This window comes from Radiobacillus kanasensis (genome assembly GCF_021049245.1).
In the GTDB taxonomy this organism is placed as follows: domain Bacteria; phylum Bacillota; class Bacilli; order Bacillales; family Amphibacillaceae; genus Radiobacillus; species Radiobacillus kanasensis.
Window position 1 is genome coordinate 491,878 of sequence record NZ_CP088020.1, and the last position, 14,440, is coordinate 506,317.

Genomic DNA, 14,440 nt, shown 5'->3' on the forward strand with positions numbered 1-14,440 from the left:
TTACATGACAAACTTTCTAAAAAACAATTGGATGAAAACGGTTCTTACCTTTTTTGGGGGAACCGTCCTTTTGTTTGTCTTAATGTTTATAAACATCAATCAAGGTAGTGTTGATCTTTCTCCTCGTGTTGTATGGCAAGCACTCTTTTCACCACAGGATATTTTAGAGCATCATACGGTTCGATATCTGCGTATGCCTAGAGTTGTAATCGGTATTTTAGCAGGTGGTGCCTTGGCTGTATCTGGTGTCATCCTACAGACAATTACCAAAAACCCTCTATCCTCATCAAGTACATTGGGGATCCACTCAGGATCCTATTTTGCAGTTGTACTTGCGACTATTTTCATGCCTGTATCCTTACAATTAAACGGGTTGGTTGTTGCATTTGCTGGAGGTGTGATAACGGCATTACTCGTTTATGGATTAGCAGGTGCTGCAACAGCTAACCCGGTCAAAATGGTTTTGGCGGGTATGGTTGTCACCATTATGTTTTCTTCTTTTACATCTCTTCTGCAAATTTTTTATGAGAATGAAACAGCTGGCTTGTTTTTATGGGGATCCGGAACATTGGTGCAAAACAATTGGGATGGCGTAACATTTGCTTTTCCATTTATCTCTGCAGGTATGGTCATTGCTTTGATACTTGCCAAACAACTAGATCTTTTTCGCTTAGGAGAAGATGTTGCTTCTTCTTTAGGTCAAAAAGTCGGTAGAATACGTGTTATATCTTTATTGGTAGCTGTCTTTTTAACTGCTGTCACCGTTAGTGTAGTGGGCCCGATTGGCTTTGTCGGATTAATTGCGCCGCATTTAATTAAGCTACTTGGCTATCAAAATCATTATGTTCTACTAATTGGTTCGTTTATTTGGGGCGCTAATGTCTTACTAGGAGCAGCCGTTTTAGCACGAATTATTGATCCTTCTTTTTCTGAACTACCAGTAGGAGCAGTTACTGCCTTTATCGGTGCACCTTGGCTAATCTGGCTTGTATTAAGAAAACAAAATAGACAATATGGGGAAAAAGGGACTGCAATACTTGCTGGCCAACTAAACGTACGACTTTCATCAAAGTATATGATGGGGATTCTCGCAGTTGGACTAGTGATCCTATTTATCATTGGTGCTTCCACAGGTACTTCTGGTATCCAGCTTCAAACTGCTTTTGCAGCTTTTTTCGGAGAGTCCAATGATTTTATTAGGAATATGATTTTAAACATTCGCTTGCCAAGACTATTCGTCGCTGCTTGTAGTGGTGTTTTACTTGCGGTTAGTGGTTATATTTTTCAAGGGGTCCTACGAAACCCTCTAGCAGATCCATCTGTAATCGGAATTACTTCGGGTGCTGGGGTGGGTGCACTCTTAGTCCTTTATATTTCTGGTCTGTCAGCAGTCTTCGTCCCAATGGGAGCCTTTATTGGAGCAGTCATTGCCTTTTTAGTCGTCATGGGATTATCATACCGAGCACAGTTTCAGCCTACCCTACTAGCGTTATTAGGGATTGGAATATCTGCCTTTGGTTCTGCCATTATTCAAATACTCGTTGTCCAAGCAGATATGTCCGTGGCTTCTGCCTTAACTTGGTTATCAGGTACAACGTATGCTAAAAGCTGGGATGAATTGTTCTCGTACTTATTATGGCCAATGGTTATCATTCTACCTATCTTATATTTGCAAATTAGAAATATAGATACATTATCCTTAGGTGATGATACAGCAAAAGGTCTAGGTATGCGGGTGATGACGACGAGGTTTAATATGGCGCTTCTTGCATCGTTACTAGCAGCTGCTAGTGTAGCGGCTGTTGGAACCATTAGCTTTGTTGGACTAATAGCACCACATGTTTCCAGAATGCTGCTCGGGCCAAGTCATAAGCATCTATTACCAACTACAGCGTTATTAGGAGGCTTTTTCCTAGTAATCGCAGATATTTTAAGTCGGACATTATTAGTTCCGAAAGAGATTCCTTCAGGGATTATCGTTGCTATAATCGGAGCTCCTTACTTTTTGTATATTATGTACCGTTCGAATCAGATACGGAAGTAGTTTGTCATTGTCAACCACTCTATATGTAAAAGGGGGGGTGTCCTAAATTGGACACCTCCTTTGATATGAAGCATATAGGCTAGTTTCCATTCTATACTAAGGAGCGGAGGGTAATTTTAATGAGCAAACAAAGAAATAGAGAACAGAATTTTAAAGCTGTCAAAATTCTTGCAATGTTTTTTAGGTTTTTTGGCTGTGCGATATCAGCCTATTTCACCTTTCAGTCTGTTCTTCAATTCTTTACAAGCTATGAAAAGAATCAGACTATTGGAGTTGTTATCTTTATCATTTTGTCCGTCTTTTTTCTATATCTAACTATTTTCCTAGGTCGACAGGCAATTCAGGCATCTAAAGCAAAAAAAATAGCAGAATTGCCATAACCTTAAATGTGAAGCAAATAAAAGGTTTAAGAAACTAATATTGCTTTACCCTTGCTCTTCATATTTACGGCTTTCAAGTCAAGAACCATATAGCCCTCTGTCACTGAAACAGGCTATCTAGCATACTAACTAAAAAAATCTTTACAATATACCGATAATATAGTAAATTATTACTAGATTATATATATATACGCTTTTAGTACTAGAATATACATTTTTGTTTTTTAATATATAGGACTCTTCCTTTTTGGAAGATAGAGAAGAAATATACGAATATATGACAAATATGAAATACTGCCTATCTTGATAGGTCTTTTTCACTTGCATATTTTTATATATTTTTCTTTATCACATTTCCATGAAGGAGGAGTTTTTTATTTTTCCATAAGCCGCTCTTTTCAACCTCAACCGTAGAAAAAATCAACTAAAATGCAGAAAGGTGTGCCAATCCATTGCTAAATTTAATTAATCCATTCATCGCACTTGTAATCATTGTTTTGTTGACAGTATGCTCGTTCTTACTTCCGAAAAGCTGGAGAAGGAAATTACCGTCTTCTCTCTTCGATTTAGTTTGTCTAGGGGCAGGAGATATGGTCAAACGTGATTTTTTCGGGGGGATCTTAGCCTTTCTCGGCTCGGCAGTTATTTTCTTTCTTGTGGAATACATCGCGTTCTATTATAACGGTGAACTTTTAGAAACGATTAGAGGTAGTGAATTCTTCGGTTTTTCCGTACTTCTTCTCAAATTTTTGATCACTTGTTTCTATGTATTCTTTCTCTCTGATATGAGGGATCGCTACACAGTATCTAGTGGTCCAAGTATGGCAGGATTTCCTAGTCCTACTACTAGTTACGATGAATACCTCAAGAGTGAAAAGAAAAAAGCGGATGAAGACTTTGATTTCCTTCAACAAATGATGTGGGAGCAACAGCGTACCATGGATGAGGAAAATCAGAGGCAGACCGACGAGGATTTCCACAGACAAAATGATTATTATCATGAACAAAATCATTAAGAGGGTGAAAACATGTTGCTATTATTTAGTGTAGAAAGTGCCGCGATTTTACTTGCTGTTGGGATGATTCTTGGTCGTTTCATCCCAGTTACAGAACGCATCATACCAATTATGGATATCTTTTCCCTCGGAATGGGTCGCATGTTCCGGCAAAAGGTACTGCATGGTATCGCTATGTTCCTATCAGGTTGGCTTATGGCGTTCTTTATCAACTTGTATTTTTCCTATTATGACCTTCATGGTCTAGAAACAATTATTGGTACAGCTGTTTTCTTACTATTCACTTTGAAAATGGCGTTACTTCAAGACAATTCGATTAGAAAAACCAGCAAGATTTAGGAGGAAACCATTATGAAACCTGAACAGGAATTGAAACCGAAACATTTATATGAAGAAAAGCCATTAGACATATTCTTTCAACTATTTTCTCGTGTAGATATCCTGCCGCTATTTGTTGGGTGTTTAATTGCTGGCACAATCCTCACTGCTCTTGTTTATGTCCTCCTTCCTATTGAGGTTACTTTTGACACAATCGCTATTTCATTGATCGTAACGGGCGGTTTGATGATCTTTCATTTCGTCAGAATTTATCTCTATTCTTTAAAAGTACCTGGGGTTCACATGAAAGTGAAAAATCAAATTCAAGCAGTGTTTGGACATGGAAAGGAGATATATGAGGCGAAACGCCCTTCAACTTCATACCCGGAAAACCTGTTAGACCTTCAAGAGTCTGCTAGTGAAACCGTCATGTTAACCAATCGAGAAAAAGAAGCTTATTTGGAAGCTAAAATAGCAGAGCTATCCTCCTTAAGAATAGACCGATTAGAGAGGAAAGAAGCTTTGTTACCATTAAGAAATTACTTCAAAAAAGATAGCCATCGTTATGTCCAGGAAGAATTCCAAGCTTTTTTGGATACAGGGAATATTTCGTTCATTCAATTTTTTGAACGAAACCGCATTGTCAATGCGCATAATTCGTTCATCAATGAAACAATAGAGTCGTATCAACATGAGCTGGCTATTACACGATTGGGAAATCAAGGAGAAGATAAAGTTGAAAAAGAACTTGAGAGGATACCGGCCAATCGTGTGTTCTCTAATTTGCGAATTGAGTATCAAGGGAACTCTGTCGAAATTGATCATCTTATCTTATCGAAAAGAGGAATCTTCTTCGTTGAGACAAAAAATTATGCAGCAAAGGGGCAGTACACACTCCGAATTGCCAAGGATGGACAGTGGCAGCGAAAATATGACAATGGAAATTTACAGCCAATCCATGACGTAACTGGTCAGCAAAATCGACAAACATACTTCCTTCGTCAGCTACTTAATGAGGAGTTTCAAAACAGGTATGGGGACACTCTGGATGAAGAGCTGGTTCCATTTGTGCCATTTATCGTCATTGCGAATGATCATGTATTAATTGACAATGAAACGGATATGGAAATCATGCGAATCTCGCAAATCTCCCATCATATGAAGAAATACAATGAAAATTATAGTGAGAGATTACTTGAGGTTATCACTGAAATACTAGAAGAAAAAGCTTTACCGTTAAAATCATATCCATTCGAAAGCTATAACGAATGGATGAAAACTCGTTTCCAACACATTCAACTTCTAGACCAAGACATAGAAGCTTTTCATGATTGCCTTGAAGATATCAAACAATCTCTACAAGAACATGAGGAGATGTTTAAGACGCTGGAGCAGTATTCACCTGAACCGGATAGCAAAATGGAATGAAATTCGTACAGAATGGATGCTGAAAGGGACGCCCTCGTTGGGCGTCCCTTTCGTTATTCCCTTCGCAAAATATCTTTATAGTCACTATTTTGAATAATCTCCTTGGCTGGCATCTCTGTCCATTCTTTAATAGAAACATCAGGATTCTTAGCCAGAAAACTATGCATGATCTTATTTCCAATCCTATAGTTGGACCAAATCGGTAACCCCTTATCAGGACTCCCATTTCGGAATTCATCTATTAGTGATTTGTTCGTACTATCGTAGTTATTATTTAAAATGTATAAAATCTTCTTTTCTTCCTCTTTGGTTAAGGGCTTTGTCCAAGGAACTTCAATATTCGGATAAACCATTTCGGCAAATGCATCTGCTTTTGCTTCAAAAAGGATTCGGTCTATGAGAAAACTGCTGATATATCCATTCTGATTTAGTTCTTTGTTAACGGTATGATGATATTCGTGAGCAACTGTGTAGAGTAAAGATTCTTTCTCATAAGTAGAATCTATGATTAGCAGGATAGATCCATCGTTTGGAGAAAATCCTAGGACACCGTTCATACGTTCCATCGAATAAGTCACACTGGGTATGGATGGATTTGTCGGGGTGATAATTATTGGCTTTCCCTCACCAGGTAACATATCACTGGATTCTTGAATTGACTCTTTTACTGCCTTAAAAATCTCATTTTCACCTTCAATTAAAGCTTTAGCTTTTCCTTCTAATACATCAAGATTATTAGGAGGTTGAAAAATGAAATAATCAGTCGCAGTAAACCCTTCTTCCTCTAACGACTTCAGAACGCTCTGTTTAAATATGGACTTTAACTTTGTAGGATTTTCTCTAGTCTTCTCTATGTAAGTTAAGTAATCATAGTAAGATGGTACAATCTTAAAATCTTGGTCGCTATAGGTAAAGGTAACAGGTTTATGATCATTTTTCTTTTCTGGCTCTTCGGTCTTTACTGAATCATTAGAGCAGCTGGTTAGTAATAGAACGCTAGTTATGAGAAGGATAGAAATAAAAATATTTTTGATAGTTGGTCACACTCCTGTAAAATATGTTTATGTTACCATTGGATTTTATTGTAAATACGGGAGTGACCCATGTTTGGTTTCAAAAAAGCACTTATTTTTTCCGTTAATTTCCATAACGATTGGAAGGAGTCTGAAATGTTTCACCAACTTGTTAATTTCATTAATAAGCGCAACAACAAGGAGGGTTTGGGAGATTTGCGTGCGGTGATATTATTCAATTTAGGGGTGGAAAAGTTTACCAAGTCAAACGAGTTAGTAAAGAGGATAGTAAAAAAATTAAGGGATATATATACCTAGAAGAATATAGCACTTGGCATCCAGTTCCTTTTTCTATGAAAGAGGAAGTATTTCATAATAAGGTTTGAAGAGTATTTCAGGTTTCAATAGGGAAATGAAGAAGTATTCAAAAAATATATACTCAGTAAGTAAGACAAAGAACTCCAATGGATGCGATTAACATGAGGTGATTTTAAGCCTTGACTCCTCACTGATAAAGAGGGGACCAAGGCTTTCTTTAACTTTCATTCTTTTGTCTGATCTTTCAAATACACCGCCTGATACGATTGATGGCTCAAGATTCCTATCAACTGTTCCGCCATAAAGACAGGAGTATATTTAAACCCACCCTGGATCCATTCCATTATTAAGCCAAATATAGCATAGGCATAATAACTTGTTAGGAAATTGATATCAACATGACTTTCTATATTAGATAACCCCAAGTCTTGGCGTGAAAGCTGCTTCAATGTGTCACATATTTTTTGTTGAAAGCCAGGAATGGCATTGGACGATACAATGGCACTATAGAATTTTGAATAAGAATAAACGTGTTCGAAAATCTTTATTTTAGGTGATGTTAGTTCTTGGACAAAGAACTTATCGGTATTTAGATAAGGAGATCGATAGGAGTGAATAAGGTCATTCATGACATCATCAATCATATCCTCTAGCAATTCTTCTTTTGTTTGATAGTGTCTATAAAAAGTTCCACGGTTTAGATTGGCGTGTTGCACAATTTCCGTGATGGTTATTTTTTCAAAAGATGAATTCTCCATAAGCAAAATCAAAGCGTCTCTTAAGGCGCTTTTCGATTTGTTAATCCTTCTATCCATTGTCATAGACAAATCACCGCCAATTTGTATGTTATCTTGGAAAATGGAACACATTACACATGTATTATTCATTTTTCAACATATCGTATCTCGTTTGCTTATTGATACAAATAAGTATAATACATTACAATTAAAGTGTAAAAATGAAACCGATTGCAATAAGGGTAGAGGAGGCAATAACCATGAGATTAAAAGATAAAGTGGCCGTTGTGACAGGGGCAGCTTCAGGAATGGGAAAAGAGATTGCTGAACTATACGCCAAAGAAGGAGCAAAAGTTGTTTTAGCAGACTTAAACCTTGAAGGTGTGGAGAAAGTAGCGGAAGCCATTCAATCGAACGGTGGTACAGCAAAAGCGGTAAAAGTAAATGTTGCCGAATTAGCAGATGTTGAGAACATGATTGATACAGCCGTAAGTGAGTACGGTACTTTAGATATTCTTGTGAACAATGCAGGGATTATGGATAATTTTGAACCAGTTGCAGATATTACGGAAGAAAAATGGGACTTGCTGTTTGATGTGAATACAAAAGGTGTTATGCGTGCGATGCGCAAAGCCATTCCTATTTTCCTTGAAAAAGAAAGTGGTGTCATCATTAATACAGCCTCTACTGGTGGATTCAGTGGTGCCCATGCAGGTGCAACTTATGGAGCGTCCAAACATGCAGTAATTGGACTTACAAAAAATACAGGATTTATGTATGCGCAGAAAGGGATTCGTTGTAATGCCATTGCGCCAGGATCTGTCGCAACAAATATTGGTTCAAGCATGACCAATATTAATGAATTCGGGATGAGTAGAGCTGGATTGGCACACCAAGTTTCCCCGCGTGTTGGACAACCTGAAGAGATAGCGAATGCTGCTCTGTTCCTAGCATCAGATGAAGCTAGTTTCGTAAACGGAACAGTGTTAACCGTAGACGGTGGCTGGACAGCTGCGTTTTAATAGTATGTTGATAAGGATTCTTCTTTTATTTAAGAAGGATTCTTATTTTTTATCAATATAAGCCCTTTGTGAAACACAAAAAAAGAGAGACTCTTGAGATCAATATTCAAGAGTCTCTCTTTTTTGGTTGATTGAAGGATACAGATATTGAGGAGGTGGTCCAATAATCTTTTTTCAACTCTATTATTCGTAAGTTTTCTACAAAATAAATTGACTAGTAAATAAGGACTATAATATAATACTCATTAGTAATATATTATAATACTTATGAGTAACATAATGTTTTTCGCATAGACAGCTTACATACTGAAAATGAAAGAGTAATAGAGAGGGGAGAGGAATATTGAGAAAAAACATAGGACTAATTTTATTTATGGCAATACTCCTTGTCATGATTACTTACGTCGAGTATTCGATGGGAGAGGAGGCTGGTGCCGCTTCTGTGTATAGTAGTGGGAATGGGACGACGAGTGATCCTTATTTGATTAGCACTCCGGAACAGTTGAACGCTATTCGTGACAACTTAACTGCCCATTATCGACTAGTGAATGATATTGATTTATCTAGTTATGATAATTGGGATCCCATCGGTACTCATGCGTATGGTGGTGATAGATTCACAGGGACATTGGATGGGGATGGTTATAAGATAGGGAACCTGACAATTGACCGTCCAACTGAGGATGGTGTTGGATTATTTTCTTATTTATATAAGGGTGCTAAACTTAGTAACTTAGGTCTTGAAAATGTTGATATAACAGGAAGAGAAGATGTGGGTGCAGTTGCCGGGGTGAATTATGATTCGGTTGTTAAAAACGTACATGTGACTGGAGGGACGGTCACAGGTGAATTTAGATTTGGAGGATTAATTGGAGAAAATGGAGGAGAAATTACGAACTCTTTTATAGCAGGGCTGGCTATTTACGGTGGAAGGTATGGAGGTGCTTTTGTAGGATCAAATTCGGGGGACGGAGTCATAAAAAATTCTTATGCGGCATCTTCTATTAAAGGAAGCGATCATCTAGGTGGGTTTGCAGGAACTTCCCGCGGGGGGTTAATTAATGTATATGCAACTGGTACTGTGGAAGGAACGGGAAGCCTCGGTGGCTTAATAAGCTTGTATTCTACTTCCCCGTTCACGAATGCGCGTTGGGAAACGAACTGTTCTGGTTGTAGCTTTGCAAACACAACGGGGAGTGAGGGTTCGGTGCTACCTGTCTATCCTTATTTAAAGGGATTAAGTTCGATGGAAGAATTAGAAGTGTCCTTAGAGCATTCAAATCCAATCTATCCAACAGATGGGGTTCAAATCAAAGTAAAAGCCAGGCATGAGGGTGGTATGACTTTTGATATTACTGGATACAACGAGATTCAGTATTTGGAAATGGGTGATCAGGAGTTATTTGAGGTAACAGCACAAGGCAAGCTAGTTGCTAAGGAGCCTGGAACAGCTAAATTAACAGTTAGCCTGAGCGGAATAGAGAAGGAATTAACCATTAATGTCTCAGAAGCGATCCCACCGGAAAAACCACTAGATGTATCTACTATAGCCGAGGAACAAACAGGTGGAGCGACTGTTGCTTTATATTGGACAGCTCCAGAAGACTGGGGAACAGGTGGAAATAAAACATATGAGGTTGAGTTTTTTAATGGTGAGGAGTGGACCACTGTTGTATCGAATCACTCATCAACATCTTACACGTACACCTTACCGAAAGGTGTAAACACAAAAGAAGCAAGGTTCCGAGTCAAGGGTGAAACGGAACATGGGAGTTCAGCATTTACACTATCTGATACATTTACTATTATTAGTACACCGCCGACACTTACTCTCAATGGAGACAATCCTTTAGTCCTTGAAGTGGGATCTTCTTACCAAGAACCCGGAGCGGAAGCGGTTGATAAATTTAACAATGATTTAACGGATCATATTACTGCCAATTCTAGTGATGTTAATGTGTCGAAGCTAGGGACATATGAGGTCATTTATACGGTGGCCGACAGTGCAAGTAACACGACCATTAAAAAACGAACCGTCAAAGTTGTTGATCAAAAGAAGCCGAACTTGACGATACTCGGAGAAAATCCTTACATACTCGAAATAGGAGGAGAGTATAAGGACCCTGGAGCGAACGCTATTGACAATTATGATGGACATATTACATCCAATATTCAAGTAACCGGAGAGGTAAACACGAAAAAGGTGGGAAACTACACCCTAACCTACAGTATCACGGATAGTTCTGGCAATACCGAGTTTAAAAAAAGAACGGTTGAAGTGGTGGATACAACTCCGCCTCAAATTACACTCAAAGGTGACAATCCGATTACGGTCAACTATGGAGAAAAATACGAAGAGCTAGGGTACACCGTTATGGATAATTCTGGTGAAACGCTAACGGAGGATGTATTGATTACAGGAAAAGTTGATTCCGATACGATCGGTGTTTATCAATTAAGTTACAGCGTGAAAGATAGTACTGGAAACAAAGCTACTGTGAAACGTACTGTTCATGTTGTAGACGAGAATCAACCCATCATCAAATTAAATGGTAAGAATCCTATGACGTTAGAAGTAGGTAGTGACTACGTAGAACCAGGAGCGACCGCATTCGATGGCTACGATAAGGATTTAAGCAATCAGATTAAAAGAGCGGGTACCGTAGACACGCAGAAACTAGGAACGTATGAAGTCCGTTACAATGTGGAAGACAGTTCAGGTAATCAAGCGTTTGAAGTGTCGCGTAAGGTGCGCATTGTAGATACAACCTCACCAAAACTAACATTAAACGGGAAGGGAACGGTCCGGATAGAAGTTGGGCAATCGTATAATGAAATGGGTGCTGAAGCTGTCGATAACTATGATGGTACTCTGACTGACAACATCATAGTTGAGGGGAACGTGGACAGTAGAAATACAGGCACTTATACGGTGTCCTATAGTATTGAGGACAAATCAAAAAACAGGACGACTCTTACCCGAACGGTGCATGTTGTTAAGGTAACGAAAATCGAGATCGTATCGGTACCTCCTTCCGTTAAATCTGGACAGGAGTTACCGCTGAAGGTGATTGCTACCTATAATGATGGTATGAAAAAAGATGTCTCGACCGAAGTAGACTACATCTTAAGTGACACGGATGCATTGCACTTTGGAAATGGTATAATCACTGGAAAAAGGACTGGGATGAAACCAATCACTCTTACAGTCCGCCATAAGGGACAGGAACAGGTAGTTAGCCTTCGCATAGTGAATCAAAGTGCTGGGCTAGGTGAGACGGTTCCGGTAAAAGGATCGGATCTTTTCTGGGTGGAAGATAGTGAAACCTTTATTCAAATGCCTAGTGATTTGCCTGAAAACACGAGGATTTCTGTATCACGATCTCGATTCAAAGCACCTGGATTACTCCCGATAGGTGATGCATTCACCATCGACATGAAGTTTCCTAGCGGTTCTACTGGATACACAGGGGATTATCGCTTAATTATGGGATTAAAAAAAGGATTTAAGGATACGAAGACAGGCATTTATTATTTTAACGAACAGATAAAACAATGGGAATATGTGGACGGATGGGGAAATCAAAAAGATGGAAGGATCCAGGCGAATGTATCTCATTTTTCCACTTACGGTGTCTTTACTGACAACGAAATTCCTGTAGATTTAGTCATGAAGGAAAAAAGGAAATCAGCACAAAGCATTACGCTCAGTCTTTCTGCATATGACTCATCAGGTATCAAAAAATTTATAATACTGCGAGACGGGAAGAAGGTTGCTACAGTTAATGGCAATCAGACAGAATGGCTGGATACCGGGTTATTGGCAGGACGAACCTATCATTACACGATTGTTGCTGTGGACATGTTAGGAAACCTATCGGCAGAGGCGACTGCCTCTGTTACAACGAACGCCTTAGTGAAAACTACGGCTACTGTTGCAAGGGAACAAATTATCATGGAAAAGCCAAACGAACAAATAGATCAAGTGGATGGACTAGTAGCCTCGATAGATAAAGACCAAGCTGATAAGTCAACAACCGAAACGGACAAAGATACTACGATGGATTCAGGAAAAGACATGGTCACTACTCAAAATGATGATCAAAGACCAAGGGAAGCCACGCAGAAGTACACCTTGTTAGTCATTGGAATCATTTTGGTTGCTTCTGCTAGTATTTTCGTTATTTATAGGGTGAGGAAGCGTCGTTTAAAGACAATAGAAGATTATGATAAGATAAAGGAGCAGGGAGCCGAAAAATAAGAGAAATCGTTCTCTGTGTTAAAGAATCTTATTTTCGTTAATGCGCGCATATGAAGTGTGTATGTATATAAAAGATTAGAGGGTACGGACATGGGTCAAAGAGGAAGAAAAAAAGGATCAAATGGTGAAAAAAGTAGGGCGGTATTGCTTGACATTGCTACCAAAGAATTTGCCCAACAAGGATATTTTGAAACAAAGGTTAGCACGATTGTGAAAAAAGCTAATGTAACGCAACCAACTTTCTATCTTTACTTCGAAAGCAAGGAAGCTATTTTTCAGGAGTTAGTCGACTTGTTTCGCCTAAAATTGACGGAGCTTACGCAACAGAGCCGTCTTGGAACGGGTATTGATTTGGCCACTGTACCAGATAAGATTACGCAAGGTTTAGCTGCGATTTTTCGCTTTTTTTACGAGAATCAGGATTTAACCCGTATCGGTTTATTTGTTTCTCATGAAGCGGAAAAAATTAAACAGGATTTAGCGAAGCAAATGGAAAGTAATTTAATTGTTGAACAAAAAAACGGCTATTTCGATCAAGGGATAGATATGGGCATCGCAGCTGAAACTTTAGTAGGTGTGATCGAACGGTTGACACTTACGAAACTATTTAAGGGTATTCGGGACCCAGATGAGCTTGCAAAAGATATTGTTCATATTTTCTTTTATGGCTTACGTCTCCATAAATAGACGGTCCTCGTCGTGTGAGAGGGGCATAACACATAATATCCAGAGTTAGTAACACTTCAATCAGTGTTGAACATACACCAAATAAATGTTTACATGGAACACCACACCTCATTTGTAACGAGGTGTGGTGTTTTTTGTCGTTTAGATGGATGAAAATCAGTTCATTGGTAAGACAATAATGTAAGACCTAGACAAAAGTCTGAACAGATGGTCATCTCCTTTTACTAATTAGAACCATCACACCATTGAAAATAATGACACAGGAAAACAGTAGAATAGTAAGAACACCTACTAGAAATGCGAGTGGCTCAAGTGGTGCTAAAAAACCAGTTAGAGGAACCTTTATTAATGCAAATCCTGCAAGAATGCAAGCTACATATAAATACGGAAAACCATGCAATCGAATCACTCTCCTTTTTAAAAATATATTTATAAAAAAGAGGGATATGATTCTTATTTCGAACATATAGCATCCATCCGTGTATGAGATACAAGAAATAAACAGGAAATAGGAGTGGAGTATGACCGAAACAAAGCAGAGAGAGAATTAAACCATATGTTCCATTCACAGTCCAAAATCCCCTATCTAACTTATAATTTTATAATAATTTCAAACTTGGGAATCCTAGAAATATAACTACTACCATTAAAGGAACCGAAAAGGGGTTTTTTAATGCTATATGATCTTATGGTCGGTACCGTTGCAGGTGTAGTTTCCGGTGCCATTGTATCGTTTTTCATATCCATCGTGGAGAGTCAAGCCCAGTTAAAGAATGACTTCTCCAATGAAAAGCAGATTTATCAACGATATATCGAGATGGTACGAAGAGAGGTTCGCTACTTAATAGAAGCACACAACAACAAGAATTACATAGAAAATAACAAAAAAGATATACTGGATCTTCTGGAAGAACAGCCATTCACCGCAACCTTTAATAATAAGTATTTAACAGAAACATCTCTGAAACATATTCGTGATGTGAAAAAGAAACTTACGGAATTACAAAATGCATTGCACGAAGAAGAAATTCAGATTGAAACTTTAGTAGAGATTAGCTCCAACCTATTAAAAGTGAGAATCAACATCTTAATGATGGAGTTAAAAGAAACAAATAAGTTTCTCAACTTTTTCATCAAAATCTTTAATAAGCTAAAGGAAAGATAGTCTCTGAAAAGAGGCTTTTTTTATTGGAAATCGCAGAACTTTAGAAGGGAG

General features: G+C 38.4%; 11 protein-coding genes. 9 read left to right on the forward strand and 2 right to left on the reverse strand.

Features of this window, described 5'->3' with window-relative positions; all coding sequences use genetic code 11:
- The first annotated feature begins 4 nt into the window (after positions 1 to 4).
- From KO561_RS02640 to KO561_RS02660, 5 genes are all read left to right on the forward strand, one after another.
- Positions 5 to 2,044 (forward strand): iron ABC transporter permease, encoded by a 2,040-nt coding sequence (locus KO561_RS02640; protein ID WP_231095607.1) that lies wholly within the window; start codon positions 5 to 7, stop codon positions 2,042 to 2,044.
- A 119-nt stretch (positions 2,045 to 2,163) separates the two neighbouring features.
- Positions 2,164 to 2,424 carry a hypothetical protein gene (locus tag KO561_RS02645; protein WP_231095608.1) on the forward strand — a complete coding sequence of 87 codons (261 nt, stop codon included), beginning with the start codon at positions 2,164 to 2,166 and terminating at the stop codon, positions 2,422 to 2,424.
- 452 nt (positions 2,425 to 2,876) lie between these two features.
- Entirely contained in the window at positions 2,877 to 3,440 is a 564-nt protein-coding gene (locus KO561_RS02650; protein WP_231095609.1) for a hypothetical protein, read from the forward strand.
- Positions 3,441 to 3,452: 12 nt separating this feature from the next.
- The gene (locus KO561_RS02655) at positions 3,453 to 3,779 is read left to right on the forward strand and encodes a hypothetical protein (protein ID WP_231095610.1); all 327 of its coding nucleotides are present in this window, start codon (positions 3,453 to 3,455) and stop codon (positions 3,777 to 3,779) included.
- Between the two features lie 12 nt (positions 3,780 to 3,791).
- Positions 3,792 to 5,186, forward strand: coding sequence for a nuclease-related domain-containing protein (locus KO561_RS02660; RefSeq protein ID WP_231095611.1), 1,395 nt, complete (start codon positions 3,792 to 3,794; stop codon positions 5,184 to 5,186).
- Positions 5,187 to 5,239: 53 nt separating this feature from the next.
- Here the strand turns inward: KO561_RS02660 and KO561_RS20485 are convergent, their stop codons facing one another.
- Together KO561_RS20485 and KO561_RS02670 are read right to left on the reverse strand one after the other, a co-directional pair.
- Positions 5,240 to 6,220, reverse strand: a complete 981-nt coding sequence (locus KO561_RS20485) for a DUF2268 domain-containing putative Zn-dependent protease (RefSeq protein ID WP_331000856.1) — start codon at positions 6,218 to 6,220, stop codon at positions 5,240 to 5,242.
- A gap of 521 nt (positions 6,221 to 6,741) precedes the next feature.
- Positions 6,742 to 7,338 (reverse strand): TetR/AcrR family transcriptional regulator, encoded by a 597-nt coding sequence (locus tag KO561_RS02670; RefSeq protein ID WP_231095613.1) that lies wholly within the window; start codon positions 7,336 to 7,338, stop codon positions 6,742 to 6,744.
- 176 nt (positions 7,339 to 7,514) lie between these two features.
- Here KO561_RS02670 and KO561_RS02675 point away from each other — a divergent pair, with 176 nt between their 5' ends.
- From KO561_RS02675 to KO561_RS02690, 4 genes are all read left to right on the forward strand, one after another.
- On the forward strand, positions 7,515 to 8,276 hold the full coding sequence (locus tag KO561_RS02675) for an SDR family oxidoreductase (protein WP_231095614.1): 762 nt from the start codon (positions 7,515 to 7,517) through the stop codon (positions 8,274 to 8,276).
- Between the two features lie 343 nt (positions 8,277 to 8,619).
- Positions 8,620 to 12,537 (forward strand): immunoglobulin-like domain-containing protein, encoded by a 3,918-nt coding sequence (locus tag KO561_RS02680; RefSeq protein WP_231095615.1) that lies wholly within the window; start codon positions 8,620 to 8,622, stop codon positions 12,535 to 12,537.
- A 90-nt stretch (positions 12,538 to 12,627) separates the two neighbouring features.
- Positions 12,628 to 13,224 carry a TetR/AcrR family transcriptional regulator gene (locus KO561_RS02685; protein ID WP_231095616.1) on the forward strand — a complete coding sequence of 199 codons (597 nt, stop codon included), beginning with the start codon at positions 12,628 to 12,630 and terminating at the stop codon, positions 13,222 to 13,224.
- A gap of 673 nt (positions 13,225 to 13,897) precedes the next feature.
- Entirely contained in the window at positions 13,898 to 14,389 is a 492-nt protein-coding gene (locus KO561_RS02690; RefSeq protein ID WP_231095617.1) for a hypothetical protein, read from the forward strand.
- Positions 14,390 to 14,440 lie beyond the last annotated feature (51 nt).